The following is a 26,852-nucleotide window of genomic DNA, read 5'->3' on the forward strand; positions in this document are numbered from 1 at the left end:
TGATGCCACGCCGCCGGCGCCTCGTATCGATTCCCCGAGCACTGGCCGCGCTCGTCGGTGTGGTTGCCCTCACCTTCTCCTCGTGCAGCGGGGTGGCTCAGTCCGAACCCACAGCATCCAGTTGGCCCAGCGGCGCTTACCTCGGCACCTACGGCAACCGGCCCGCGGCGGAGAAGTTCGCCGCGTATCGGGGTCAAAATCTCGCCATCGTGAGCGTCTTCCTCGAACGCTCGACGTGGGACGCGCTGCGCCATGACACCTGGGGTGTCGAGAGGTACGCCGGGTTTGCTGGTCGGCTGTCGATCGCAGTGCCGCTCATCCCGACGAACGAGTCGACCACCCTGGGGGCGATCGCCAACGGAAGTCACGACGACGATTTCGTCCAGATAGCTCGCAACCTTGTCGCACACCAACGTGGCGACGCCGACATCCGGCTGGGCTGGGAATTCAACGGCGACTGGTACGGATGGTCAGCATGGGACCCGAAGGCCTTCATTGCCGCGTATCGGCGGGTTGCCAAGATCTTCCGCCAGGAGAGCCCAGCGTTCACCCTTGACTGGAACGGCAATGCGGTGCAGTCGGCATCAGGCCATGACCCGTTCACGGAGAGCTACCCGGGCGACGACGTCGTCGATGTCGTCGGCGTGGATGCCTACGATTGGGCCGACAATGGCATCACCGACAGTGAGTCGTTCGCGCGGTGGCGCGACCAGCCGCACGGCATAGCCGCTTGGCTGTCGTTCGCCAGGGCCCACCACAAGCCTCTCGCGATCCCCGAATGGGGTGTCGTCGGTGGCACCGACGGGCAGGGCGACAATCCGGCCTACGTCCAAGGGATGTACGAATTCTTCCGGCAGAACCACGCCGACATTGCGTACGAGGCCTACTTCAATCAGCAAGCCAGCCTGGCCAATTCGCTGATCGATCCGGTTCAGATGCCCGCATCCAGCGCCCTGTACGCCGAGCTGTGGCATCGCGCAGGCAGCTGACCCCCGGCGTCAACGCGGGCATTGCGTAGCCAGCGGTAGAAACCGCATCGGATCAGCCAGGTAGCGCACCGCGCGGTCGATGGTGTGGCTTTCAACGGCGTTGTCGTTGAACGAGATCGAGATGTTTCGGGTGTCGCCGATCCGATTGTTCAGAACAGTGACGGCGTGCGGACCCGCGGTGTCGAGCAGAGCGGTGAGGGATCGATCACCGCCCATTCGCCACGGTACGTCGTCGATCATTCGTACGGTGCCCAAGTCGGAGTACATGACGTGAGCGGGCGCTCCGGGCTGATAGGTACTCGCAGGCCCCGGATCGCGCCCGAACGGCAGCATGGCCCGTGCCGACACCACAGCCATCCCCGCCAGCGGCACCGCCGCCATGACGAGGTCACGTACCCGCGTGCTGACCGCGGACAGGGGGTCATCAGACGCAAACGGAACTTCGAGACCGATGATGAAGTTGCCGTTGGCCCGTTGCCGCCGGGACAGGTAGCGCCGACAGTCGAAAGCTGTCATGACGCGGTCGGTCATCGACAACCCGGCCACCTGCAACGCTTGCCGAACGATGTACAACCACACTGCGGCACTTCCCGGCGTGCCGGCCTGCGCGCGACGCCAGTCGTGCACCGCGGCCTCCGCATCGGCGTCGATGTGCGCGATCCGGACCGCAAATGAAGGGGACCACGGCATCGGATCGCCCGCGCCACCGCTGTCAGCGGGACGTTGAAACCTCTGTTCGGCTGCGTACCGCACCGCAGGCCGGGCCCACTGCGGATTCGCACCGAACGTGCGGATCACCGACCGCAGCAATGCCAGGGGCGTGTCGTTGTCGGTGGTCCACCGTGACGTCCGACCGCCGGAATGGTCGAACAACGCACCGATCAGTTCGAGCGCGAAACGTGCGTCACCGAGACCATGGTCGACGTCGAGTGCGATATGCCGTTCTGAAGCATGGATTTCCAGTGCCGCCCGCGCTCCCGGCCGTCGACGAATGTGCTGCAACACTGCCGCCCGGCCACCCTCTACCACCGACCGCGGCAATTCGCGCACCGCCACCAGTTCCGAAGGGGCGTATCGCCAAAGCCGCGTCGCCGGACGCGGATCCAACGCCACCCTGGTGTGGGGTCCCGCCATGGCGATCCTGGCCAATGCCTCGTCGAGCACCGACGTGTGCGGAACATCCAGTTCGCCGAACAACGCAACGAATCGTGCGCCGGCAAGCATCCGATCGGTACCGCTGGCCCATTGCCGCGACTGGGTCCGGCCTTTCGCGATCATCTGCGCATCAGTCCCACCTGCACAGCGCGAGCCCCGAACAGCACCCCGTCCACATTGTCTTCGGTCACCCTCAGAATCAACTCCGTCGCCCGGCTATCCACTCACTTGTTTGCTGACCTCGGTTCCTGTTGGTCGACAGGATATCGACTCCACTGGACAGACACGCCGCGAGAGGTGCGACGATGTGGGGTAGCGTCCAACGGTGCGGCGCTCGGAGGCTCGCAGAGATCGATTTCGCGTTCTATGGCGCAGGCAAACGAAGGGTGGACGACCACTGTGACGTGCCCGAATGGTCACGACAACCCGGTAAACACGCTGTTCTGCAGAGAATGCGCAACTCAGATCGTGGCGAAGACCGTCTGCATCCACGGTCACCTCAACGAAGACGACAACCGGTTCTGCAGCCAGTGCTCGGCTCCGGTCGCCGCTCCCATCTCGACGCCGTCGCGGACCGGGCGTTGGAACGTCGATCCCACAGCGCGCCACCAATATCGCTACTGGGACGGCGAAACCTGGACCGAACATGTCGTCGACAACGGAAGCTTCGAGAGCGATGCCGTGCCTGCCCCGGAGCCGCGACCGCGAACCCGGGCAGAAGTCTGGCTGCCGCGAGCGGCCGCGATTGGCATGACCGTCGTGAGCGCATTGCTCGTTATCGCCGCGTTCAGCACGCTGCAGTCCATCCGGAAGTCCGAACCGACGCCGGCCACGACGGCCGAGCCGATCCTCGCGCCCCAGACCCCGGCACCGGCGTCCCAGGCCCAACAGCCCCCACGCCAGCCCGGACAGGTCGCCGTCATCGGAGCCTCGTGTCTCCCTGCCAGCCGTACAGCTGTCACCGGCGACAAATCGGTCGCGTATTGCGAGCATGTGCAAGGCACGGAGTTCTTCGTATGGTCACTGGTGCGGGGCGAGATCACCTACCCGACCAGCGCGGACCCGAGCCAGTTGACGGATCCTCCGGTCGCGGTGTGCATGGAACAAACGGGTCGGTCACCGCAGGATTGCGTCGAATACCTCCAGCGGCCAAGCGATCCTGGCGATGGCGGCCGTTAGGCCACGTGCGCGGGTCCCGGTCGACTTCGTACTCGTCGTCCTGCTCGTGCTGGCGACGGTGGCGTCGGGATGCAGCGCAGATGGCGGGGACGCATCAGCGGCGCCGCCGATCAAGACGCCGCTGCCCGACGTGGCCGCCGAAGCCTGGTCGGCCCGTGGACATGTGCTCGAACGGGCGCCGTTCAACCCGCCGCTGAACGATCCGGTGATCGGCGACGCGTGGCGGGCGGTGTACACCTCGGTGTCCGGCGTTGACGGCCGGACCCGTGAGATTTCGGGCACGTTTTTCATTCCGCCCGGCGACCCGCCGCAGGACGGTTGGCCGGTGATCTCCCTCGCCCACGGAACGACGGGAATCGACAACGCATGCGGTCCGTCGACCCATTCCGACCTGATGGGCTATCTCGCGGAGGTCCGCGCATATCTGGCCGACGGATATGCCGTCGCTATGACCGACTATGAGGGACTCGGTTCACCGGGCACCCATCCCTACCTCGAACCGAAGTCCGCGGCGTTCAACGTCATCGACGCGGTGCGCGCACTGCACGAGCTCACCTCGACCGTGTCGCGACGTTGGGTTGCTGCCGGGACGTCACAAGGTGGTCAGGCGGTGTGGGCCGCCGATGAACTGAACGCCTTCTACGGCGACGGCGTCGACCTCATCGGCAGTGTCGCGATGTCCCCTGCTGCGAATGTGACGGGTCTTGCCGACCTGGCCTGGTCGGGACAGCTGACCAACGACCAGGAGATGTACTTTCCGTTACTGATCGAGGGTGTGCAACGGTACAACGCCGAGTTGGACGAAAGCCGATATGTGCACGGGCGGATCGCCGCCGGAATGGGCATTCTGGCCCAGTGTCAGTCACCGGTCGGAGATTTGCTCAGTAGGGTCTACGCAGAAGAGGAACTCAAGCCGGACAGACGCCGCGACGTCGATGCCCTGCGCCGGGCACTGCAGCGAATCGCGCTGCCGCAGCAGCCCCTCACCGTGCCCATGCTTGTGGTTTCCGGGGACAACGACCAGACCGTTCGTCCGCAGTGGGTGTCCTCGGCGGTGCAACAAAGCTGCCGGATCGGCGGCCGGATCGAGCACATGCAGATCCCCGGTGCCGGCCACGCGGAGCTGCCACCCGACGCGGACAAGACCGTACGGCAATGGATAGCCGACCGTTTCGACGACGTGGCCGCGCCCTCCAACTGCGCGACACAACCCTGATCGCACAGTCGAGGGCCGCACGTCATGCGGGATCGAACCTGAACCAGTCCACCAGCATCGTCGCCGGCCAAGGAGTGGTCGCATCCGGTTGTCCGGAGGAATTGTCGCCGACAGAGATGTTCAAGATCGCGTACATCGGCTGATCGTCAAACACCCACTGCTGGTTACTGGTCAGCATCGCCTTCGTGTAGGTACCCAAGGTGGTGTTGTCGATACCGATGACCACCTGGCCTGCCGATCGCCGAACCCAGTAGGTGTGGAAGTCCGTGCTGAGGTCGGCGATCGGACCCTGGGTGCCGATCATGTAGTCGGCGGAAGCGCCGGCCGGACGCTGCACCCACGGCCCGTGCAAGGTTGTGTAGTAATAGGTTGCGAGTTTGGGCAGCTCCATGAGATCGATTTCGCCGCACTGGGGCCAGCCGACGGTGTCTACGTTCGACCCGAGCAGCCAGAACGCCGGCGAGATGCCTTTCCCCGACGGCATTTTGATGCGGGCCGACATCGTGCCGTACACCATGTTCACCTTGCCCCGCGTGACCAGACGACCCGAGGTGTATCCCGTCGACGTCTTCAACGCTTGAATGATCAAGTTTCCGTTGCCGTCGAGGCGGATGTTCTGAGTGGAGTTGGTGTAGTTCTGAAGTTGGCCGTTGCTGTTCCACTGCCCGGTGTCGTAATCCCAATATTGGCTGCTGGGTTGGGTTCCGGCGGCGCCGACGAAGTCGTCGAGCACCGCGCCTGCACCGGATGTACCGCCTGTCTGCACGGTCACTCGGTCGAGCCCGAGCGCCCGGGAACAGTTTCCTTTGCGATACGGGTTGGTGAAAGCCACACTCAGCGTGTGCGTGCCGGCCTGAAGGGCCACAGTCATGCTGTAGTCCGCCCATGAAGTTGTCGAGACAGCAGTTGGAGACGTTGCCTTTCCGTCGATGGCCACCGTCATCGTTGGCGCGCCCTTACACAGCTGTCCCTTCGCCCGTATCGACAAGGCGGTCGCCGGGGCTGACAGCGAAATGTTGGTTGTCGCCTGGGCCGTTGTCCACAGTCCGAGTGCCGCACCGCCGGAAGCGGTCTTGTCGGCGTACACACTGCCGGCCCCTGCCGGAGTCACGACCATGGATTCGGCTTCGAGTGACGTGACCGCAGCCCCCGCCGGGGCAACAGGTGCTGCAACTGCGGCAACCACCAGACTCACGAGAACTAGGCGCGGATATCTCACAAGTACGCTCCATCGACGACAGCAAAGACACCCAGGCACATGCAGTCCGGCGATTCCCGCGCCAGCGGAACAAGTATCCCTGCGATCGCTAACAGCACACCATTCACTTCGGTAACAGCTTGGCCGCAGTTCGAGAACACCGCCTGCCCGCGCAATGTCTCGGCGCCCGAAGTCCGACTACGTCAGCAACAATTCGGCTCTCCGGCGCCGGGCGACCTTCAGTCGCCTCAGCCCCTATTGTTTGTTCGTGCACACTCGACCGAGACTGGCAATCGCACAGGCGGTAGCGGTGTTGATGTTGGCCGCGTGCACCAACGCCTCGGGCGGCGATGCCACACCTCGACCGGCATCGCCGCCACCACCCTCACCATCCGACGTGTTCGACGGATTCGACGGCCCGGCCGGGTCTCGGCCCAACACCAAGTTCTGGAGCTACGACCTCGGCAATCTGAGCCCAGACAACCATGAGCTCCAGACCTACACCGATGCCACCGCCAACATTCGCCACGACGGCAACGGACACTTGATCGTCCAAGCGTTGAAGACCCCCACCGGTTACACCTCAGGGCGCCTGATCACCCAAGGCAAGATCCCGATCCTGTACGGAACTGTCTCCGCACGAATCAAGTTCCCGTCCGGCCAGGGAATCTGGCCGGCGTTCTGGCTGCTCGGTTCAGACATCGACACGGTCGGCTGGCCACAGTGCGGCGAGATCGACGTCATGGAACTCGTGAACACGGGCACCACCTACAACGTGACATTGCATGGGCCGCAAGGAAAATCGGACTACTCGACCAACGGCCTGAGTAAGACCGGGCTGATCACCGACCTCAGCAAGGATTTTCACGTCTACTGGGTGACGCGACAGCCTGACAGCATCACCATCGGAGTCGACGGAACCGCGTTGGCAGACTTCACTCCCTCATCGCTGCCCGAGGGAGCGACCTGGGTGTTCAACAAGCCGATGTATGCCGTGCTGAACGTGGCTGTGGGCGGGGACTGGCCGGGACCACCCGACCAGTCGACCCACTTCCCGGCGACCATGCTGATCGACTGGTTCCGGTACACCCGCTGAAGTACCGATCAGTCACCTCGAATCACTTTGCTGGTCCGGCACGTTCGCGCGATATACTCCTTCCCGATGTCCGGCTACCGAGTTGTCCGTCCACGCCGCAAGAGGCTCGCGTAATGAAGCGACCTGATGATGATTCGGCTGGAAATACCATTCCCATACTCATGTACCACTCCGTCAGCGACACTGCAGCCGCGTCCATCCGCGGACTGTCCGTTCGCCCCAAAGCGTTTGCCGAGCAGGTGGCGTACCTCGCCAACAACGGGTTCACCGGTCTGACGTTCGGTGAGCTGTGTCGGCTTCGACGATCCGGAGAGCCGCTTCCGCAGCGCCCTGTCGTCCTGACGTTCGATGACGGGTACGCCGACCTGGTCGAGGAAGCCTTGCCGGTGCTGACAAGCCATGGGTTCCCCGCGACTGTGTTCATCACGACCGGATGGTTGGACGATGCCGGTCAGCGGGCCGCCGGCACGCCGCCGGACCGCATGTTGACGTGGCGTCAGCTGGCAGTCCTGGAGCAGGCCGGCGTCGAGATCGGCGCGCACAGCCACAGCCATCCGCAATTGGACCAGATACCCGTGAAGCAGCTGCGGGCCGAACTCGCCGATCCCAAGAGCCTTTTGGAAGACCGTCTCGGTCACACCGTCGCGACACTGGCTTATCCGTACGGGTATTCCAGCCGGCGGGTCCGCGAGATGTCGCTCGAACTCGGTTACCGCAACGGCGCTGGTGTGGCCAACGGAATCGCCTCACCGGGCAGTGACCCCTTCCGGGTTCCGCGGCTCACCGTTCGCCTGTCCACGCCGATCAACAGATTCGCCGAGACGGTCAATCAGCAACGAATCGGCGTGAACTACGCACCCACTCGCGCACTCACGGCGGGTTACGCCGTGGTGCGCCGGAGCCGGTCGGCGCTGCGCGCCATGCGGGACAGCACACACCGCAGCTAGCCGCTCAACCGAAATCTCTGGTACCGGACAAGATCCGCCACTACGCCCGGCCCTACCCGGCGTGCGAAGCTTTCCGTCGCTGCTGCCGGACACTGCGGATGTAGGCCGGGACGCCTGCGCGCATGCCTTGCAGTTCCGCCCGTAACAGGTGCGGAGGAAATGTCGTCATCGTCGCGGTGCGCACGGTGTCGTTACCGCGCAGGGTACGAATCGCGTTCGGAACCAATCGAATCAGCGAAAGCAGCAGCATCGGACGGTGCACGATGAGGGCGGCGTAGTACCCGACGAGACCGGTTCCGTACCCATGCAGCTGGCTCTGAAGCTCAGAGAGGGTTTCCCGGTGGTAGTGCCAGGTGATCGAGGTCGGCTGATACACCATGGTGTGTCGGGCAAGCAGCAACCGCGTGAAGGCGTAGGTGTCCTCCGAGCCCTTGGCCGGGGTACCGGCACCGAGGGCAACGTGAAAGCCGCCGATATCGGCCAGTACCTCACGGCGGAATGCCATGTTGGCGCCCGCACCGAACGGCGGAAGCGGGTAGAGCGGGCTCTGCGGATATCCGGGGTCGAACACTTCGCGCGTGAATCCACGCCCCTTGCTGTGCCCACCGAATTGTTCGAACCAGTGTTGAGGTTCGGTCCTCAATTCGGCGGGAAGCACTGCACCCGAGACACATCCGACTGCCGGTCGAGCCGCGAACCCGCGCACCAATTCGGCGAGCCAGTGCCGGTCGGGCACCTCGTCGTCGTCGATGAACGCGATGATGTCAGCCTGTGCCGCACGCCATCCGGTGTTGCGGGCCCATGAGAGCCCCGCTCGGGGCTCTCGGAGATACCGCACCGGTACCGACACGTCCAGTGCCGCCAGGGCGGCGGGCACGGCATTCGGGTCAGCCGGTGCGTTGTCCACTACGACGATCTCGAAGTTCGGGTATTCCTGATCGGCCACGCGCCCAACACATTCCGCAAGACCGCTGGCACGGTCACGGGTGCAGATGACAACCGAAACCTGCGGCGCGTCGGCGAGCAGTTGTCGACGCTCGAGGGTGAAGGCCAGTTCGGCCGGGTCGCATGCGACGCCCTTCCCGGACAGCGTGTCGGTGGCGGGCAAACCACTGTCGGCCTGCCGGGCGTTGATGTCGCGGCCCAACGACTGCCAGACCGCGTCCACCAACGCGCGTTCACCGAGCACCGCATCGGCGGCATCAAGATCGACGATGCCCAGCGGCTCCGTCCCCAACCGCACGAGCAGACTGATCGGACCAGGCGTCTCATCGGTGAAAAGGTCCGGAAGCGGTCCGCTGACCTCCCATTCGGCAACGCGAATCGGGCGGAAGGGCTCGGCCGGGTCTCCGGCCGGCCGTGCATTCGTCTGCGGAGTCGCAGTCCGGGTGCCGATCACCATCTCGGTGACCATTCCAGCTGCTGTCACCAGCAGCCCTGCCACGATCGCCGCGCATCGCTGCAGATGCGTCACATCCAGGTGACGCAGCGCCAGGTAGAGCTCACGCAGGCATCCCCGCGGCAGCACCCGAGACGCGTAACGCCGCTCGGCGGCGGTGCTGTCGTCGATCCCGACGAGCCGGGACAGCGCGGCCTTGCCGCGGCCCTCGTTCCAGCACCGGGTGAGGAAGAAGGACGGCGTGCTCCGTTCGGCGGGAACCTTATGTGCCACAAGGGCCGCCGGTTCGTACATCCAGTGTCCGGACGGCACGGCTCGTCGTACCCGCAGACACAGATCGGTGTCTTCCGGGCGGGAGACCCGGCCGGTCTTGCCGAATCCGGGGCGGAAGCCGTCGACAGCGTCGAACACCGTGCGCCGAATCGCCATGTTGCCCGTCCACACGTTCCGCATGGGTGCCGCGTCCTCGGGCATGCCGGTGTACGAAGCACCCACCACCCAATAGAACTCACGCGGAAACCAGCGCGGCCGCTCGTCCGGCCAGGCTGGAGTGAGACCTCCCCCGACCCCGACGACATCCTCGTCGTCGAAGTGCCGGCACAGGGACCGCAGCCAATCCGGTGTCGCCACCGCATCATCATCGAGGAATACCGCGATCTCGCCTCTACTGGCCATCACACCGGTATTGCGGGCACCCGAAGCACCTTGTGGCCCAGTGTTTTCCAGCACGGTGACCCCGCGCAGCTCGGTGCGCGCGGGCGGCCAGGCCCGGGTTGTGGTCGATGACCAGGATCACCTCCAGTGCGCTCTGCGACTGGTTCAACGCCGAGGTAACTGCCTCGACCGTGTCGGGCCAACGTTGTTCGGTGTAGGCCGCGATGATCACCGAGACCGAAGGGCCGCCTTGGCGATACGTGTCCTCGGCGGGCTCCGTGTCCGATGGTGACGGTGGAGAGGTGAGGGTCATGAAAGGTCCTCTGCTGTCGGCACCGCGTGAGCGGCGCGCGTGGGAACTACCGACTGTGGGCGGTTGGTGCCCGTAACACGTTCTGCAGCCAATGATTTGAATCTGGCATAGAGGTCATCACCCCTGGCGACCTGGGTCCGCGCAGCCGCATGAATGCGGTCGCGCATGACGTCGTCGGTGTTCCAGGCTCGGTCGATCGCGTCAGTGAGTGCCTGCTCGAATCCCGGTCCCATACGCACCGGTTGGCATCCGCCCGGGAACAGGGCCGCCAAGCCCTCGAACTTCCCGTCGTAGTAACTCGAGCTGGTGATGCCCACCGCGGGTATCCCGGCCGCCAGGGCAAACACCGCGGCGTGGTAGCTGCCGGTCACGACCACCCGGCAACGGGCGATGGAGGCCTTCAATTCCTCGGGCGAACGGATGTCCGCAAACTCGTCATCGGTACCGTTGCGCTCGCCGTCGCCTGATGACTGGACCGATCTCAAGTCCGATTGCGCTGCGTAGCGGGACACGGGTAATGCGACCGTGGCGACCCCGCGGCTGCGCGCCGCTGCCCTTGCGACGCCGACGATCTGACTCGCGAGGGTGGTGTCGACCGAACTGTAGGACGCCACCCGCACGTTCATGCCGATCGCCATTCCCGCGCGGGGACGTGTCGCCGGCGTCGCCAACACCAGGGCATCGTCCCCGGTGACGTCTGCCCGCTCGAGGTCCACGCCATGCGCACGCAGGATCGATGTGGACCGCGCCTGTTCGCGCAGACCGATGGTGGTCAGCTTCGGCATGGTCAGCCTGACGGCATGACTCAACACCGGATGCGTCACCGGTCCGAGACCTTGGCCGAACATCGCGGTCGGCTTGCCGAGCCGCTGCGCCATCGCGAGCACGCTGAGCACCCCGGCCCCATGCCACCAGAACACATCGCTGATGAACCCGCCACCGCTCGAGACGACCAGGTCTGCGCGCCGCACCGCGTCGAGCACCCGCAGTGGCACCGCACCCCCGGAAACCGCCGCCCCATTCGAGCGGGCCAGCAGTGGCATCGCTGTCTTCCACATCTGCTCGGCCGCCAACTGCCCCGACTTCGGAAGCACCGAAGCCCGTCGCCTGCCGACAATTGTGGGAGCGACGGCACTGACCTCCGGGCAGTACCGGTGCAGCTGATCCGGCGACTCGGTGAAAACGTGGATGATCGCATCGGGCCACAGGTTTCTGAGCCGATGGACGCACGCCTGCAACATGGCGATGTCACCTATGTTCAGCAGCGCGTAGCCGCTGTGATCCACCAATATGCGCAACGCGCCGTCTCCTCGCGAACTCGTGGGGCTCTCCGCACGCAGAGCTCTTCGCCCAGTCACCGGACGTCTCATGCGTTCTCGCCACCGCAAACAGGTACCGCCGACTGCGCCGCGAACTGCCGTCGCGCCGCCCGAATGGCGGGCCAGAAGAACATCGCCTCGACCACGGTCGCGACACCCAACGCGATGCCGATTCCGGTGATGCCGCCCAGTTGCAGCCCGACCTCGGCCGCCCCCAGTTCCAAACCGGCACCGAGAATCGCCGCCCGCGCCGCCCGGCCAAGGGCGCCTTGGGCCCGCCGCACCGCGATATAGATCGACTTGATGGCACTGGCAAATGTGCAAACCGCCATCGCGATCAAGCAGTACCGCGCTTCTTCGTACTGCCGCCCGAAGATCGCGAGCATCGGCTGGGCGAGGAACGGGGCCCCGACGGCGGCCAGGATCGAGACAACTGCCGATAGCCGGATGGCGGTGTTGAGGCCGGTCTCGAAGTGCTCCGGGTTGCCACTGTGCAGCGCGAACATCGCGGTGGCCAGATGGTTGGGCACGATCCAGATGAAGGTCGCCAGAAGCAATGCCGCGTAGAACGCAGCGTTGACTTCACTGCTGAGTTGGACGGCGACCAGCACCGGCAGCGCCAATCGCGGTGCCTGGGTGGCGACATTGACCCAGTGATGGCCCGCCGCGGCCCGCCAGAGCGGCGAGAATCCTCGGACGGTCGGCGCAGTGGTCAGCCACTGATCCACGGCCTCGGTGCGCATCGCGAGAATTGCCAACGAGACGAGATTGCCCAACAACCACACGGCGAAGATGATCTGTGGCGACATCCCGACGGCGAACGCCGCGAGGGGAAGCGCCGCCAATTTCACCACCGAGAAGACCAGGTTCCGCGATACCTGTCGCCCGCTTTGCTGAACTCCGACCATGGCTCCGTCGAGCACGATCGTCACGGTGCTGACCGCGGTGCCGACACCGAAGAGCACCACGCCAACCGGAGATGAGTACATCCACTCGCTGTGCCCGAAACCGTTCTGTACGAGGGCATATCCGGTCGCGCCCAGCAGTCCTACGGCACCGGCCGCTCCCACACAGGTAACCACCAGGCGCCGAACATCCGGACCATCGCGACGCGGGAGTTCAGCGATCAGCAGAGTGTGCAGCCCCAGCGTGGCGAATGTGGCGATGAACTGCATGGCCGAGATCATTGCCGCCGACCGTCCAACCGTTTCGGCACTGGCGATATGAGCGGCCAAAGCCCAGAACGCGAATCCCAGCGTTGCGGTCACCACCGTGGTGCTGCACAGTGCGGCTGCGATGGTGAGCACCAGGGCTGACCCGGACTTAGGCGGCTTGCGACGCTCGGTATCGGAACTCACGGCGTTGTTATTGCTTGTCAATCCACACCGTCCGATACGGTTCGCCGGTGGGGTCACCCCGGTACACCGACGCCTCCGCTTTCGCGCCCTCGACCGGGATCGTCTGGGTCCACTCCTCGTCGGGTCGCAGCGTCACCTGTCCGGTCATCACCCTCTTGCCCGTGTCCAAGACGATCGTGAAGTTCTCGACCTCCGATTCGTGGCTCTTGATGCCGACAATCGCGCGGCTGGCACCAGCAGGGAGTTGCGTGGGATTGTCAGGGACGAGCCAGAGTTCGGTGAATGGACGGTCTTGATTCTTGCTGCTGAGCGAGATGACGATCGCCGCAGTGAGCAACAGCAGCGCCGTGAGCACTTTCATCCCCACGGTGAGCGAGGGGATCGGAACACGTACCCGCGGCATCGGAGCTCGGGGACCGCGCAGCCGCGCCACTGCCGCCGACACAAGTGTCGTCACAAGGGCGAAGGACAACCAGTTGAACGACACCAGACCCGATGGCAGGTAATCGAGCAACACGCCACCGATAACGCCGGCACCGATCGCGCAGGCCATCACCGCCGTGAACCACGCTGTGGTGCTCACCTGTCGGGGCATCACCGCACCTGCCAGCGCGGCACCCGCAAGCACGAAGCAGAGCACCGTTCCCGCAAGGTGCCCGACGATATTGGGAAAGATGGGCAGGACCGCGGCGAGGTAGCAAGCGACTGCGGCCACCGCGACCCCGTCGATCCAGGACAATTTCCGTCGGGTGATCACGGCTGGACCCATCGCAGATCGTAGAAGCGGTCGTAGCCCGAGTCGTAGATCCGGGAGATCCCGCGAATCCTGTCGAACTTCAACAGAAGCTCCTTTTCGATCGGCTTTCTGTCGGGGCCCTTGTTGATGTCCGCGGCAAAGTAGTTCCCGGTGATCGGCGACTGCTCTGTCATACGCAGGTCGACGTCGAGATACACCGCCGACTCGCTGCGGACCAGCGCGAGATTCTCGGGCGTGAAGTAGTCGGTGTAGTACAGAGATTCCGGGTCACGGATCGGGTCAAGTTCGGCCAGCGTCGACAAGAGGGTGAGCGACGCGGTGTCCCCGAAGAACCGCGCACCGGGCGAGAGGTAGGCATCCGCCCATTCGGCCCGGCTGGTGCCGACGGCATCGATACCACTGGCGAAGCCGTCGATCCAGAATTTGCCCGGCAGTCGCTGGAACCACTCCGGCAGGCTCGCAACGACGGAAGCCAGAAATAGGACGATGGTCAATGCGATCGCCAGGACCATTCGGCTCGCTGTTCGAACCGCGCGTCTGTGCCCGCCTGGTCTGATGATCACGAGGTACTCGAGCGCAATCGCCATCGCGACCGCCGTGAACATCGTCGTGAACGTGAGCATCCGAGCCGACAATTCGGGACCGTTCTCCACGAGCAGCCGGGTCGCGAGCACGAGACTGTAGGAACCCGCCGCAGCCGCGATGAAGCTGCGCTCCAGCGGTTGCCGGCGACGCGCCAGCCGCACGCTCACCGCCAAAAGGCCCAGTGTCACCAGAACTCCCAACGGGGACATCGCACGGTCGAACAACGGTGTCGGCGGACGAGGAAGCGACATCTGCCCGTCGAATTCCCACAGTTTTGCGAGGGCCGACAAGATCTGGTCGCCTGGGCTGCTGAGGTAATCCAAGGTGGCCGGGGCGAAGAAGTGGATCCACAGCCAGAACACCGCCACGGCTGCCACTGCACACCCTGCCAGCCAGGGGGCCAACGACCGACTGGCGCGGAAAACCGCTGTGGCCGCGGCAATGCCGGCGAGCACAGCAGCCGTCGCCAGGATCGACACGTGATGCGTGATGGTCACGACGGCGCAGCACACCACCACGCCGGCGAAACTGAGCACACGGCCAGACTGCCGGGTGGCAAAACGGATCGCGAGGACGACGGCCAGCACCAGGAAGGGCAGCGCCAACGTCTCGTAGAGAAACGACGTGTCGAAGTACGCGGCATGCGGATTGAGCATGTACAGCACGACCGAAAGGCACGCCACCCGCGACGACCCGGTCACCTCGCGGAACAACAGCAACAGCGCCGTCGCCGTCAAGACATGGCTGATGCTGGCAACCAGCACCCCGGCCAGGAACGGACTGGCCGACGACACCTGCGCCAACTCGGCTGTGACGTTCTCCAGGCCTGGATACTGGGGGCTGATCGGGAGGGCGTAACTCGGTTCAAAAAGATGGTGGCTGGCAAGAACGTTCTCCAGCGAACGTAGATGCTGAAGCTCATCTGAAAAGGTGAAGGCGTGCGGGCTGTATGCCCACCGAACAACCGCTTGCGCCACCGCGAACAGAATCGCCAGGAACGCACGATCACGGGCGGATGTGGACCCATGCAAGATGCGGGCCACCACGTAAACGAATATGAGAAGCTGCCCAGCCCACATCAATGGCGCTGCGTGGCTCAGCCCTCCGCGTGAACGTGCATAGGCCAAAGCGACGAGCAAGACCCCGCCCGCAACGACCAGCGCAGCATCCGGTATCACGCTGGGCACCCGCGGATCCCGCGTTTCACGGTCCGGCCGGGAAGCTGTGGGCATTTCCTCGGCCGGCGGCCGTGCCCGATCAAGAACGGCTGCCATTACTTTCCCACTCCAAGACGGCGATCACCACCGAGGGCCTCGAATGGCGGCCCACAATCGGGGATCACTCCGCGACGATTCCGCCGTCGACGGCGCAGACATTTCTGGTCCTTCTCATTGCGACGAGATCACTTGGACTTCGGCCGATCGTGCTGTGGCGCGCCGACCGTGCTCGCTGAATTCCCGCTGGATGGTTGCCAGCACCCGCAATCCGTCGCTGACCGCATTGAGATTGCTCACGCCGTGAATACGACTGGACTCATAGCTGGCGACCTCGACGATCTTGGCGCCTTGCGCGGCCAACCGGACGTTGATCAGGGTCTCGACCTCGAACCCGTCGCCCCACTGCGGCCCGTCGGCCGCCACGTCGGGCATGCGGATGACGTCCAGGCAACGTCGCCAGAACGCGTTGTACCCGTAGCAGAGGTCGGTGTAGTCCATGTCGAAGAGGACGTTCACCAGATGATTCAGGAAACGATTGCCCAGCCGCCTGATCCTGGTGATGTCGGCGCTGCCGCCGCCCTCGGTGAAACGCGAGCCCTTGGCGAAGTCCGCGCCGGCGACCAAAGTTTCTACGAACAGCGGGATTTCGGCCGGATCTGTGCTCCCGTCGGCGTCGATCATCACGATGATGTCGCCCGTGGCCACCTCGAATCCGCATGCCAGGGCGTTGCCCTTACCCCGTCGGGTCTGCCGAACATGGACCCCGTCCGGCCAGAGAAGCCGCGCGACCCTCGCCGTGTCGTCCCGAGAATCGCCATTGACGACCACGATTTCATCGATGCCCGCCGGCATACGTTCAGCGACATACGGGAGGTTTCGTTCCTCATTCAGCGCGGGAATAATCACCGAAACAGTCGGCCGCGCCACGGCGTCTCTTATGCTCACGACATTTTGCATCTATTGCGTTCTTTCGTCGTCACGGATGAATGGTGAATGCGGAGTGACAGGGCGGCTCGGACAGCGGTGCGCAGACCTCGGTCGACACGCGTCGACGCGGGTCGCGTCAGCACGGGACGCGACATTTCGCCGACCGCGCGAGCGGCGCCGAAGTGGGTCGGCATGACACGGCGGCATCGTGCCCGACCCAAGGACTAGCACTCAGCGCGCCAAGACTTCCTGCAGGCGTTGAGTTTTGGAGTCTGCACCGACGCGCGTCGCACCGTCGACGCGGCAAGCGCGCACTGGGCACCAAGCCGTCAAAGTGCTGCCGTGCAAAAACCGGGCACGCCACGGGCTCAGACGCGGCGTCGCAGTCAACCACAGTCCCTCCTCAATTGGCGCGGCGCTACTTCCGCCCGCGTTCCGGCTATGCACTGGTAGTTAGCTACAACTCGGCGAGAGCGGGGTTCGCTCGGTCGCGTGGGCAGTATCTTTCCTTAGAATTGCAATTCTGGCAAATGATAGAGCGGCTTGGGTTCGACGTCCCGCCCAGCGGCACACATAACGACATCCACGCAGTCAGAGCCCTCCGTTACAGTCATCCGATCGTGCGACAGTTCGTCGCACTTCATACAGAACATGCATTTTTAGTTAATTCTGTCCGCAAGTTAATTATGAGAGCAGGCTTCGATGGCCGCGACGATCCACCACCCCTGGCGTTGCCACGGAGTCGCTGGCGATAGATAGGCAAACGATGAAAGACGGCGGACTCCTCAGCCCGGCCGAGCGTGACGCGCCCCCGGCAGCCCAGCCGCCGAAAACCGCGGTGCGCTCCGCGCCCGGCGGCATTCCCGCTGAACCGTGGACAGCAGCCGAAGACCATCCGAAATCGCGTTCGCATTGCCGCACTCCGGGATGCGACTGCACGGGGAACTGGCGACCTCGACAATCTTGGCCCCGGCGGCAGCGAGGCGGACGCTGATCAATGTTTCGATCTCGAAGCCGTCTCCCCATTGCGGCGCGCTCACCGCAACGTCCGGCAGGTCGATGACGTCGAGGCAGTGACGCCGGAATGCACTGAAGCCATAGCACACGTCGGTGTACTCGGCGCGGAAGAGGATGTTCACCAGACCGTTCAGGAATTTGTTCCCGACCGCACGGAACCATGTGCTGTCGGCACACCGACTGCCACGGGCGAATCTGGACCCCTTGGCGAAATCCGCACCGGCGACAAGAGCCTCGACAAGGCGGGGAATCTCGGCCGGATCGGCACTTCCGTCAGCATCGAGGGTGACGATGACATCGCCCGAGGCCGCGGCGAATCCGCAAGCCAGCGCATTTCCCTTACCGCGTCGGCTCTGCCGCAGATGGGTGCCGTCCGGCCACAGCCGGCGTCCCTCCGCAGTCGTGTTGTCCCGTGAATCCCCTGTGACAAAGATGATCTCGTCAATCTCGGGAGGCATACCTTCGGCGATGAGCGGCAGGTTACGTTCCTCGTTCAGGGCGGGAATGACCACCGAGACCGACGGCCGCATGGAGGCGGTCATGAGGAAACGGCCTTCATCTGGCGAATGCCCGGATGACCACCGAATGCCTGCGGAACGTCACGCGTAAGAACCGTTGGCAAGCCGTGAGTGCCCGTGGGGTGGGATCCCAATTTCAACTCCGTCTATACAGGCGATAGCACCCCACCCAGATCATCTGAACTATCGAACAGGCCAAGAAAGGCCCTCCCCCGAAGGCGACCGAGCTCGCGCGGAATGATCGTTGGCTACTTCCAGCTGCTTCCACCACGGGGCTCGCATATTCGCGCCGGAGCAATCGTGCGGCGCGCTGGCGCAAACCTCTCTTCACTCTCAACAACAGACAGCAATCGCAACCTGTGAGCGCCCGACTTTGACCACCCGCAGAACGTCAAAGTTAGCAACTTTTTCTGATTTTGCAACCGATACCAGCGGGCACGGGTATCCACCTCAAGCCACCGTTAGGCCGTAGGGAAAACTGCACGCCATACGTTATTTCCACATTCGCACGACGCCTGTCGACGAAGGCTCCGGATTGAGGGCGCCCGACAAATCGACGCGCTGATGCAGATTTGGCAAATGTCATTGGCTCGTTGGGTCGATCCCTTCAGCACGCTCCGGTCAGCGGTGAGCAAACTGCGCGTGATGAGCATCCTGCGATGGCACCGACTCGCGCTCAGCGCGATGGCGGTGACGGCTCGCCGACCGACCGATTCGGGGCTGCCACTGTGCACAGCGTCTTCGCGCCCCAGTCACGGTCCGGGCGGTGCTGAGTTCACGGTTGGCGCAACGGCTTTACTCGTCGAGTCGACTCGCAGGCACATCCCTCGGCCGACACGAGGTGAAAGGCCTTGACGCGAACAGCCGGCGAGAATCCGGCGAATTGCCTTGTGACCGCATTTTTTCACGGCAAGATCCGTCGTGGGAAAGGAGCAGCATGCGAATCGTCTGCGTGGGCGGCGGTCCGGCCGGCCTCTATTTCGCGCTGCTGATGAAGCGGGCGCGGCCCGGCCACGAGGTTGTTGTGCTCGACCGTCGACCGCCCGGTCACGCCGGGGGCTGGGGTGTCACGGTATGGGACGATCTGCTGACCGATCTGCGGTCGACCGACAACGTCGCCGGCTCGCTCATCGCCGATTCTGCGGTGAAATGGGACGGCCTGGTAGTCGACCGGGCCGGCGAACGCGTGCTGTTCGACGGCGATTGCTACGGCATCGCTCGCTCCGTCGTACTCGACGTCCTGACCGAGCGCGCCATCGCGCTCGGTGTGGACGTTCGGTTCGGAACCGAGATCCTCGACACCCACGAGCTTGCCGATGCCGATGTGGTGGTGGCATGCGACGGCGTCCGCAGCGCGCTGCGTGATCGCGATGCCCGACGGTTCGGCACTGCCGTGACTCTCGGCAAGACCAGGTTCGTCTGGCTCGGCACCACCAAGGTGTTCGACAGGTTCACATTTGCGTTCGTGTCCACTCCCGCCGGCTGGATCTGGTGCTACGCATACGCGTTCGACCTCGCCACCAGCACGTTCATCGTCGAGTGCGGGGAAGAGACGTGGCGCGGTCTCGGTCTGGACGCGAAGGGGGCCGACGACGCGCTGGCCGTCCTCGAGCAGTTGTTCGCCGGCCAACTCGACGGGCGACCTCTCTTGTCCGGTGATGGATGGACCGAACCGTCGCTGCCGTGGCAGAACTTTCCCACTGTGACCAACGATCGCTGGTTCTCGGGCAAGGTCGTGCTCATGGGCGATGCCGCGCACACCACGCATTTCTCCATCGGCTCGGGTATGCGCCTGGCGCTGCAGGACGCGATCTGCCTGGCTGAGCAGCTGCAGACCCAACGCACCGTCGCAGAGGCCTTCGCCACCTACGAAAAGACCCGGCGCACAGCGCTGATCGGCCCCGCGACCGAGGCCCGGTTCAGCCGAGAGTGGTTCGAGAACTTCGACAGATATGCCGACCTGCCCGCGCCTGCACTGTGCGCACTGCTGCGCGCCCGACGGGACCCACTCATGGCCAAGATCCCGCCACAGGTCTACTGGCGCATCGACCGGGTGGTGAACTCCGTCGGGTTCATGCGCGCACTACGCCATCGAGTCGGCCCGGTACTGCGCACCTTGTACGGCAGATACGCGGCAACCAAACCCGATTACCAATCCATCCACGGCCGCACGTTCAACCAATGTTGAACCGTGTCTATGTACTTCAATGCCAGGTCGTCCTTCCAAGCCCCCGAATAATGCCAGCCCACGCAGTCCCACATATCGCCGGACGTGTAGCCGTTGCGCAGATATGTGACCCAACCTTCGAAGCACCCGCGCAGCACCGCCAACGAGTAATCGACGTTGAAAGCTGTGTGCTGCAGCGAATTAGGCCAAGAACCCGGCCGGGTGGTGTGCTTGAGCTGCAACAGACCAAAGCTCGTCGGGCACGGCAGGCTGGAGCCGTCGACACACAATGCCGGGTCCATGACGAAGTCGGAGACCTTGTCCTGACGCCACGAGGATTCGGCCATGGCCATCGCACGGACCAGGTCGGTCTCGATGCCCCATTTGCAGGCACCCCACACGATGATCTGATCGGTTGTGCCGGTGAACTGACCGTCGATACGTGGAACGAACAGCCGGTTCGCCGAGGCGTCCCAGAAATCCGGCCAGGCAGGCATCCGCAGGTCCTGCGGAACCGACATGTTCGCTGCCCGGTTCTCCGGGACCGTCTCACGATCGAGGCCCACGTCGTCCGCGTATTTCGCACACTGCTGGCCGGACGGCAAGACCGAGCCGACGGGTAAGGTGCCGCCACCGCCGTAGCTTGCCTTTGGTTCCGGTGTCGGTGTCGCCGTTCCTGGCGCCAAACCGTCTGTCGCCAATACGGTGACGAGCACGACAGTGGCCACGAGCGCAACCGCCCACACCAGGATCGACCATCGATTGATCAATCGTGCCATTTGTGGTCCTCGCCGACGTCGAGACGATCGGGCTGAACTCTACTCTGACCAGCACGTCAAGGGGATAGGGTGAGAAACGACATCAGTCGACGCCAAGGAGACGACATGGCGCGGGTGTGTGTTATCCGATGTCACTACTTTCGCGACACCCGGCTCCAACGTGAGATATCCGCCCTCCTCGACCGGGGACACCAAGTGCACGTCCTGTGCCTGCGCGAACCGGGCGAGCCCATGCGGGAGCGCCGTAATGGCTTGACCATCACCCGGATCCCGATGCGACATACCGCGGGAGCGACAACGGCACGGCGACTCTTCGAGTACATCCTGTTCTTCCTTGCGGCCAGTGTGGGAGTAACCGCACTGCACCTTCACCGCCGCCTCGACCTGGTGCAAGTCAACTCGTTGCCGGACGCGCTGGTCTTCTCGGCTCTGATTCCGCGGTTGGCAGGCGCACGAGTTCTGTTGGACCTGCAGGAACCGATGCCGGAGTTCTTCGAAACCAAGTCTGGGCTCGATGACCGCCACCTTGCGGTACGACTGGTTGTTGCGTTGGAACAGGCGAGTATCCGGTTCGCAGACGCGGTGATCACCGTGACCGAGCAGATGCGACAGACCTTCGGCGCCAGAGGCGCTGCGACAGACAAGATCACCGTGGTGATGGACGGCTCCGACGAGGAGATCTTCGACCCCGCTCAGCACCACCGGCACGATAGCGGCACGTTCGTGCTCGTCAGTCACGGCACGATGGAACCGCAGTACGGACTGGATACCGCGATCCACGCGGTCGCCCAGCTGATAACAACGATTCCCGAACTGGAACTGCATCTCATCGGCGACGGATCTGCTCGGGAGTCGTTGGCGGCGCTGGCTTCCCAGCTCGGGGTGGCTGACCACGTCGTCTTCAGCGCAGGTTTCATCCCGATCGACCAACTGGTGGCGATGCTTGCGAATTCCGATGTCGGTGTGGTGGCGATGAAACGCGACAGCTTCCGCGATCTCACGCTGGCGGGCAAGATGTTCGATTACATCGCGATGGGCATACCGATGGCGGTCTCAGAGACGCGGTCGGTCTCGGAGAACTTCCCGGCCGGCTGCTTCGCGCCTTTCAACTCCGGCGACGCGGACAGCCTCGCTCGAGCCATCCAGCATCTGTATGCAGATCGGGATCAGGCCGCAGCGTATGCGACGCGCGCCAGAAACGCCGCACGCCCGTACCGCTGGCCGGTCCAGCGTCGACGTTACCGGGACGTGGTGGACGGCCTGATCGGATCCGCAGGTCGTCCGGCCTGGTGTCTGGAGCATCCTCGCGGCGAGGCGAGGTTGTCGGTGACCGTGAGCCGCAGCCCCACCAAAGCCCAATTGAAGCGGTGGGACACATTGGTATCCACGGAGCCAGGCTGCGACGTCGCACAGTTGTCGGCGTGGGCCGAGGTGCGCCGACTGGCTGGATTCGAACCGCTATACGTCTTCGCGTGCGACGGCGACGAGTTGGTTGGCGGAGCGCAGGCTTTCACCCGAAAATTGCCGTTCGTCGGCAAGGTGGGCTACCTCCCTTACGGCCCTGTCATCGCCGGGACGGCGGACCGGGCGACCGTCACCGCCGTTCTGTCGTCTGCCGTGCGTGACCTGGCCGACAACGAGACGGGCATGCTGTTCATCCAGCCACCTGCCTGCGGGGAGGACATCAGCCTCGAACTGCAGCGACACGGCTTCAAACCCACCCACGCCGATATCGCCCCTCGGGTAACGGTCCGGTTGGACCTTTCTCGCGGCGAGTCGGAGCTGTGGTCGGGACTGCCGGCCGAAGCCCGGCGCCGCGCCAAGAAATGGCCCGAACGTGGGGTGCGTGTTCGCCACGGCACGCACGATGACGTGCCCAGCTTGGCACGGTTGCACGCAGCCACTGCCCGGCATCACGGCTTCACCCCGATCTCGTTGCAGTACATGGACAACCTCTACCGCCTGCTGGCGCCCGCCGGACAAGCACAGCTGTTCATCGGCGAGATCGCGGGCACCCCCGTGGTCGCCGATCTGCTCACCGGTTGCGGAGGTGTCCTCACCGGCCGACTGACCGGCATGGACCGTGCATCGCCTGCGACGAAATTCGGCGTACCCACCGCCGTCCGATGGGAAGCCATCAGATGGGCGAAAGCACAGGGCTACAACTGGTTTGACTTCGGAGGCGTGAGCGAAGCTGCGATCTCCCCCACCGTGCAACACCCGAATTCGGCGACGCACTCCGGCGGCGACGCGTACAAAATGTCCTTCGGAGCGACAGCGTTCAGGTTTCCTACACCGGTCGAATACGTGTCGTCTCCGACATTTCGGTTCATCTACGATCTGACCCGCGAATCGCCGGTGGGCCACCGCATCTTGCAGAGCGCACAACGTCGGTTGCGAACGGGCCGCTGACGAGCCTCTGCTGCGGCGTCAAGCAAAGTAGCGGTAGAGCAGGGCGCCGGCCCGTTCGGTGACGTGATCGGGCACCGAATCCTCGGTCAACAGATCGGTCAACTCACCGAGAACACGGTTGGGCGTTCCACTGCCCTCGATGTGCTGGGTACAAACGGTCACGATTCGGCGCTCTGCGCTCGCCCACTTTCGTTTGTACGCGACGAGTCCCTGTTGATCCAGAGCGCTCAGTCCCCAGTCCACCACCCGGAATCCCCGCTCAGCTGCCCACTGCAGCGCCGACCACGTGACGGCATCGTTCGGCCGCAACGGCAGCGTCGCCGGTAACGACGCACCGAATTTGTAGTAGAGGACGTCGTTCCACACGAGATAGACCGCGCCGGCAACCGGTTCGCCGTCGACGTAAGCGAGGAATGTGACGATCCCGTCGTGAGCGGAGAATTCTTGCCAGATGCGTTCGAAGAAGTCCACCGGCTGGGCCAACAACCGGTATTTGTGTTTACGCAGCGACACGTGCAGCCGGTGATACGTACGGACAGCGGCCATCCCGGTAGATGCGTCGACGTGCACGCCCCTGCGTTCGGCCGTGGCGATGTTGCGCCGTGTGGCCGGCCGGAACGATGACCGGATCTCGGACAGTGGAGCATCCAACGGAGTGCAGTGCCACGCGGACTCGTCTATCCGGACGAATCGGGGGTCGCACGTCGGCGACGAGGCGTCGAGGCATCGAATCTTGAGCGGGACGTCGGTACCGACAGCATCGAGCGCCAGATACGGCCACTGGGCTGCATCGGTGATCAGAGGTTCTGCCCGATCCGAGAACGGCAGGCTGACCAACCGGTCCCCGCACATATCGCTGACCGGCACCCATGCGAAGCCCCCGGTCGGATGACCGTCGGCATCCGCGGTTATTCGAGCCTGGGGGGTGAAGCCATAGGTGTCGCACACCGCTCTCATCCAGGGCGGCGAGGTGAAAAGACTGCCCTTCGGCCCCGCGGCGAGTACGCGCCATCGCGGGTCGGTGCGCGGATCCACCGAGATGACCGCCGGGCCGGGCCGTCGCAATCGTCGATCCTCTTTCGGAAGGGGGGTGATTCGCCTCGTACCCGTTATCGCATCACACCACCAGCACTGTTTTCGGTGTTTCACGATCGAACGTGTGCGCTGCCCCGTGATCGTCGATATCGATGCCCCACTTCCCGGGCAAAAGCGCCTCGGCTGATCGACAGAACACCGATGATCCTTACATGCACTCGGATGCATCCGATCGCGTCTACGTCCACTCACACGGATTGTGTGAGAGCGACCGCGTCGGCGCAGGAACCCGCGTGTGGGCCTTCGCCCATATCATGGCCGGCGCGATTGTCGGGCGCGACTGCAACATCTGCGATCACGCCTATGTCGAGGGTGGGGTCACCATTGGTGACCGGGTCACGATCAAGAACAGCGTACTGCTCTTCGACGGGGTGACCATCGAAGACGACGTGTTCGTCGGGCCCGCTGTCGTTTTCACCAATGATCTGCGTCCGCGCACCGCTATCAAGCGCAGCACCGACGAACTGCTTCCGACAGTGGTCCGCGCCGGTGCGTCACTGGGCGCGGGCGTGGTCGTGGTCTGCGGATTGACCATCGGACCATGTGCATTCGTCGGGGCAGGAGCAGTGATCACCCGAGACGTGCCAGCTCATGGGTTTGTGGTCGGTAACCCGGGCCGTTTGATCGGGTGGGCCTGCGAATGTGGGAAACGCCTCGGCGACAAGCTCATCTGCGAGTGCGGGCACGCCTACGAGGAAGCTGCCGACGGACTCGTGAAGATCCGTTGATCACGACACCGCCGACGCGCCGGCAGAATGAGGCGGGCCACCCCGACGGTGAATAGGGGTGACGGTCCGGTCTACGGAAAACTGCCCGTTTCGCGCCGCCACAAGTCGATCGGCCAGCCGGAGTCCCAGCGCTATACCCAACAACGTCGGATTCGCCTGGCCAGAAGTCGGGAATACGGACGTGCTTGCAACGTAGAGCCCCTTGACCCCGTGAACCTCGAGATTCCGGTCCACGACACCGCCATCGGGGGTCTCAGACATGCGTGTCGTGCCGACCTGATGGAGGCCACCGACCAGTTTCAGATCACGGTGTATCAACTCCTCCACGTCGTCGCTGAGCCACTCCACATGTCCGACAGCATGCTCGCGCAAGTGCGCGTCCACTTGCCCTAACGCCCGGCGCACACCCTCGTAATCGGCCTCGGTGAAGCACATGTGGGTGCAGATTCGGCGCATCCCGAGCGCGTCCCGTTCGCTGGACAACTCCACCCGGCTTGCCCAATGAGGCAGATGCTCGCCGTGATATTGCAGCAGATAGCGGTTGTCCGGGCTGCGAACAACGAAGCCGGGGGCCTTTCGCCCTCTCCGGAGGAAGCGTGCATAACAAAACGTGACAGCGAATCCCATGGACGGCAGCAGGTCTCGCAGCACATTGCATAGATGGGCACCGATCTGCGGAGCCAGGCCAGTCTCGATGTGTTGTTCGCGTATCGCCTGCGCCAGCAGGAACCTGCCTATCGGAGAGATCAGGGCGAGGTACACACCTGAGAGCGCCCCACTTCGATGCTCCGGATTGCTTATCGGTGGATTGACCAGCCAGACAGCTGCATTGGGCATACCCAATCTCCGTTGCAGCTGCGGACTGAAGGTGAAGCGTCGGCGGACATATACACCCTCACTGTCGCGCTCATGCGCGTGAATGACACTGTCGTCGGCGAATTGGGCTACCGCCACCCGACAAACGACATGCGACATGTACCAGTGCCCGAGGTGACCGCCCGCGTTGCCCAGGCCGCCAGGGTGACGGCGATCCGACACGAGCAACAGCCGAGTAGCCTCCAAACCGCCTGCGGCGATCACGTATTCCGTTGCGACCACCGTCCCCACCCGGCCGTCGAGCGTCTTGACCACAAGGTGGTCGACCCGGTCGCCTTCATCGGTTGTCACGATCTCGACGCAGGTCAATCCGGTCCAGACCTCGGGACCCGAGACGTCCCGCAGCGCCGACGCGTACGTCCGTCCGAACCGCGTGGGCAGGGACCACCGTTCCAGGTCGCTGGTCCGCACAGCGTCGTCCGGAAGGCCGGTAACCATGTCGCGGTGCGCGATCTCCGGAATTTCACGCGCGTTGAAGGCCGCTCGACCACACACGGCCCAGTCACATGCCCGCTGCCAGTACGGTTCGACGTCGTCGTAGTTGATCGGCCACGGCGCGTGAGCGGTGATACGCCGGTCCTCGAAATCGACGGGATCGAATTTGACGCAGCGCCCGCCCCAGAGTGCGGTGGTGCCGCCGAGTTGTCGACGGACGGAGACCTCACTGCGCAAGTGGAAGTAATCGTTCTGGGGCGAAGCCGGTACCGCCAGATCCTGCGTCACCGGATCCTGATGCTCGAGACCGCTTTCGATGAGTGCCACCCGGACACCGGCTTTCGCCAGTTCGAGCGCGGTGACGATGCCGATGGGGCCTCCTCCGACGACGACCACATCGGTCTCGATCACGGAACCAGTGGCGAAGTCCTCCCGGCGACGGATCATCCGGCCGTGACCTCACGAAAGCCTGCCTGTCCCAGCGAACTTCGGACATTCATCGAAACCTCCCTGTCG

At 64.1% G+C, this 26,852-nt stretch carries 21 protein-coding genes; 8 read left to right on the forward strand and 13 right to left on the reverse strand.

Annotated elements, in window-relative coordinates; genetic code table 11:
* Positions 1-2 precede the first annotated feature (2 nt).
* Complete coding sequence (locus BTO20_RS31335) at positions 3-989, forward strand: glycosyl hydrolase (RefSeq protein ID WP_157680365.1); 987 nt, start codon at positions 3-5, stop codon at positions 987-989.
* 9 nt (positions 990-998) lie between these two features.
* Here BTO20_RS31335 and BTO20_RS31340 read toward each other — a convergent pair whose 3' ends face one another.
* Positions 999-2,267 carry a hypothetical protein gene (locus BTO20_RS31340; RefSeq protein WP_198344126.1) on the reverse strand — a complete coding sequence of 423 codons (1,269 nt, stop codon included), beginning with the start codon at positions 2,265-2,267 and terminating at the stop codon, positions 999-1,001.
* 345 nt (positions 2,268-2,612) lie between these two features.
* Between BTO20_RS31340 and BTO20_RS39985 the strand changes: the two genes are divergently transcribed.
* Together BTO20_RS39985 and BTO20_RS31350 are read left to right on the forward strand one after the other, a co-directional pair.
* On the forward strand, positions 2,613-3,323 hold the full coding sequence (locus BTO20_RS39985) for a DUF2510 domain-containing protein (RefSeq protein WP_198344127.1): 711 nt from the start codon (positions 2,613-2,615) through the stop codon (positions 3,321-3,323).
* Positions 3,310-4,539: an alpha/beta hydrolase family protein gene (locus tag BTO20_RS31350; protein WP_087079741.1), complete on the forward strand. Its 1,230-nt coding sequence runs from the start codon at positions 3,310-3,312 to the stop codon at positions 4,537-4,539. The genes BTO20_RS39985 and BTO20_RS31350 overlap by 14 nt, the downstream gene beginning before the upstream one ends.
* A 22-nt stretch (positions 4,540-4,561) precedes the next feature.
* Here the strand turns inward: BTO20_RS31350 and BTO20_RS31355 are convergent, their stop codons facing one another.
* Complete coding sequence (locus tag BTO20_RS31355) at positions 4,562-5,626, reverse strand: carbohydrate-binding domain-containing protein (protein ID WP_198344128.1); 1,065 nt, start codon at positions 5,624-5,626, stop codon at positions 4,562-4,564.
* A gap of 379 nt (positions 5,627-6,005) precedes the next feature.
* On the opposite strand from BTO20_RS31355, the gene BTO20_RS31360 reads away from it, so the two are divergent.
* Complete coding sequence (locus BTO20_RS31360) at positions 6,006-6,833, forward strand: glycoside hydrolase family 16 protein (protein ID WP_232490907.1); 828 nt, start codon at positions 6,006-6,008, stop codon at positions 6,831-6,833.
* A 161-nt stretch (positions 6,834-6,994) separates the two neighbouring features.
* The gene (locus tag BTO20_RS31365) at positions 6,995-7,780 is read left to right on the forward strand and encodes a polysaccharide deacetylase family protein (RefSeq protein ID WP_232490908.1); all 786 of its coding nucleotides are present in this window, start codon (positions 6,995-6,997) and stop codon (positions 7,778-7,780) included.
* Positions 7,781-7,832: 52 nt separating this feature from the next.
* On the opposite strand, the gene BTO20_RS31370 is transcribed toward BTO20_RS31365, so the two are convergent.
* The 8 genes from BTO20_RS31370 to BTO20_RS31400 form a co-directional block, all read right to left on the reverse strand.
* A complete protein-coding gene (locus BTO20_RS31370; protein WP_087079745.1) occupies positions 7,833-9,908 on the reverse strand; it encodes a glycosyltransferase in 2,076 nt (691 codons plus the stop codon).
* Positions 9,844-10,146: a glycosyltransferase family protein gene (locus BTO20_RS39570; RefSeq protein ID WP_157680369.1), complete on the reverse strand. Its 303-nt coding sequence runs from the start codon at positions 10,144-10,146 to the stop codon at positions 9,844-9,846. Before BTO20_RS39570 ends, BTO20_RS31370 begins: the two co-directional genes overlap by 65 nt.
* Positions 10,143-11,444, reverse strand: coding sequence for a polysaccharide pyruvyl transferase family protein (locus BTO20_RS31375; RefSeq protein ID WP_157680370.1), 1,302 nt, complete (start codon positions 11,442-11,444; stop codon positions 10,143-10,145). The genes BTO20_RS39570 and BTO20_RS31375 overlap by 4 nt, the downstream gene beginning before the upstream one ends.
* A 68-nt stretch (positions 11,445-11,512) precedes the next feature.
* Positions 11,513-12,823: a lipopolysaccharide biosynthesis protein gene (locus tag BTO20_RS31380; protein WP_087079747.1), complete on the reverse strand. Its 1,311-nt coding sequence runs from the start codon at positions 12,821-12,823 to the stop codon at positions 11,513-11,515.
* A 7-nt stretch (positions 12,824-12,830) separates the two neighbouring features.
* Positions 12,831-13,592 (reverse strand): hypothetical protein, encoded by a 762-nt coding sequence (locus BTO20_RS31385; RefSeq protein ID WP_087079748.1) that lies wholly within the window; start codon positions 13,590-13,592, stop codon positions 12,831-12,833.
* Positions 13,577-15,142, reverse strand: a complete 1,566-nt coding sequence (locus BTO20_RS31390) for a glycosyltransferase (protein WP_198344129.1) — start codon at positions 15,140-15,142, stop codon at positions 13,577-13,579. The genes BTO20_RS31385 and BTO20_RS31390 overlap by 16 nt, the downstream gene beginning before the upstream one ends.
* Before the next feature lie 411 nt (positions 15,143-15,553).
* Positions 15,554-16,339: a glycosyltransferase family 2 protein gene (locus BTO20_RS31395; RefSeq protein WP_087079750.1), complete on the reverse strand. Its 786-nt coding sequence runs from the start codon at positions 16,337-16,339 to the stop codon at positions 15,554-15,556.
* Positions 16,340-17,094: 755 nt separating this feature from the next.
* Complete coding sequence (locus BTO20_RS31400) at positions 17,095-17,868, reverse strand: glycosyltransferase family 2 protein (protein ID WP_087079751.1); 774 nt, start codon at positions 17,866-17,868, stop codon at positions 17,095-17,097.
* Positions 17,869-18,781: 913 nt separating this feature from the next.
* Here BTO20_RS31400 and BTO20_RS31405 point away from each other — a divergent pair.
* Entirely contained in the window at positions 18,782-20,032 is a 1,251-nt protein-coding gene (locus BTO20_RS31405) for an FAD-dependent monooxygenase (protein WP_087079752.1), read from the forward strand.
* Here BTO20_RS31405 and BTO20_RS31410 read toward each other — a convergent pair.
* Entirely contained in the window at positions 19,993-20,790 is a 798-nt protein-coding gene (locus BTO20_RS31410; RefSeq protein ID WP_087079753.1) for a hypothetical protein, read from the reverse strand. The two genes, BTO20_RS31405 and BTO20_RS31410, sit on opposite strands and share 40 nt — an antisense overlap.
* A 105-nt stretch (positions 20,791-20,895) precedes the next feature.
* On the opposite strand from BTO20_RS31410, the gene BTO20_RS31415 reads away from it, so the two are divergent.
* Complete coding sequence (locus tag BTO20_RS31415) at positions 20,896-23,202, forward strand: GNAT family N-acetyltransferase (protein WP_087079754.1); 2,307 nt, start codon at positions 20,896-20,898, stop codon at positions 23,200-23,202.
* 18 nt (positions 23,203-23,220) lie between these two features.
* On the opposite strand, the gene BTO20_RS31420 is transcribed toward BTO20_RS31415, so the two are convergent.
* Complete coding sequence (locus BTO20_RS31420; protein ID WP_157680371.1) at positions 23,221-24,267, reverse strand: GNAT family N-acetyltransferase; 1,047 nt, start codon at positions 24,265-24,267, stop codon at positions 23,221-23,223.
* Positions 24,268-24,449: 182 nt separating this feature from the next.
* Here BTO20_RS31420 and BTO20_RS31425 point away from each other — a divergent pair, with 182 nt between their 5' ends.
* Positions 24,450-25,025 carry an acyltransferase gene (locus BTO20_RS31425; protein WP_087079756.1) on the forward strand — a complete coding sequence of 192 codons (576 nt, stop codon included), beginning with the start codon at positions 24,450-24,452 and terminating at the stop codon, positions 25,023-25,025.
* Here the strand turns inward: BTO20_RS31425 and BTO20_RS31430 are convergent, their stop codons facing one another.
* Positions 25,026-26,783, reverse strand: coding sequence for an FAD-dependent oxidoreductase (locus BTO20_RS31430; protein WP_087079757.1), 1,758 nt, complete (start codon positions 26,781-26,783; stop codon positions 25,026-25,028).
* Positions 26,784-26,852 lie beyond the last annotated feature (69 nt).

The organism is Mycobacterium dioxanotrophicus (genome assembly GCF_002157835.1).
In the GTDB taxonomy this organism is placed as follows: Bacteria; Actinomycetota; Actinomycetes; order Mycobacteriales; family Mycobacteriaceae; genus Mycobacterium; species Mycobacterium dioxanotrophicus.

Bases quoted from the DNA above. Each gene is read 5' to 3' on its own strand.
- BTO20_RS31335 (WP_157680365.1), top strand. From the start codon at position 3: ATGCCACGCCGCCGGCGCCTCGTATCGATTCCCCGAGCACTGGCCGCG.
- BTO20_RS31340 (WP_198344126.1), bottom strand. From the start codon at position 2,267: ATGATCGCGAAAGGCCGGACCCAGTCGCGGCAATGGGCCAGCGGTACC.
- BTO20_RS31350 (WP_087079741.1), top strand. From the start codon at position 3,310: ATGGCGGCCGTTAGGCCACGTGCGCGGGTCCCGGTCGACTTCGTACTC.
- BTO20_RS31365 (WP_232490908.1), top strand. From the start codon at position 6,995: ATGTACCACTCCGTCAGCGACACTGCAGCCGCGTCCATCCGCGGACTG.
- BTO20_RS39570 (WP_157680369.1), bottom strand. From the start codon at position 10,146: ATGACCCTCACCTCTCCACCGTCACCATCGGACACGGAGCCCGCCGAG.
- BTO20_RS31385 (WP_087079748.1), bottom strand. From the start codon at position 13,592: ATGGGTCCAGCCGTGATCACCCGACGGAAATTGTCCTGGATCGACGGG.
- BTO20_RS31395 (WP_087079750.1), bottom strand. From the start codon at position 16,339: ATGCAAAATGTCGTGAGCATAAGAGACGCCGTGGCGCGGCCGACTGTT.
- BTO20_RS31400 (WP_087079751.1), bottom strand. From the start codon at position 17,868: ATGACCGCCTCCATGCGGCCGTCGGTCTCGGTGGTCATTCCCGCCCTG.
- BTO20_RS31405 (WP_087079752.1), top strand. From the start codon at position 18,782: ATGCGAATCGTCTGCGTGGGCGGCGGTCCGGCCGGCCTCTATTTCGCG.
- BTO20_RS31410 (WP_087079753.1), bottom strand. From the start codon at position 20,790: ATGGCACGATTGATCAATCGATGGTCGATCCTGGTGTGGGCGGTTGCG.
- BTO20_RS31415 (WP_087079754.1), top strand. From the start codon at position 20,896: ATGGCGCGGGTGTGTGTTATCCGATGTCACTACTTTCGCGACACCCGG.
- BTO20_RS31425 (WP_087079756.1), top strand. From the start codon at position 24,450: ATGCACTCGGATGCATCCGATCGCGTCTACGTCCACTCACACGGATTG.
- BTO20_RS31430 (WP_087079757.1), bottom strand. From the start codon at position 26,783: ATGATCCGTCGCCGGGAGGACTTCGCCACTGGTTCCGTGATCGAGACC.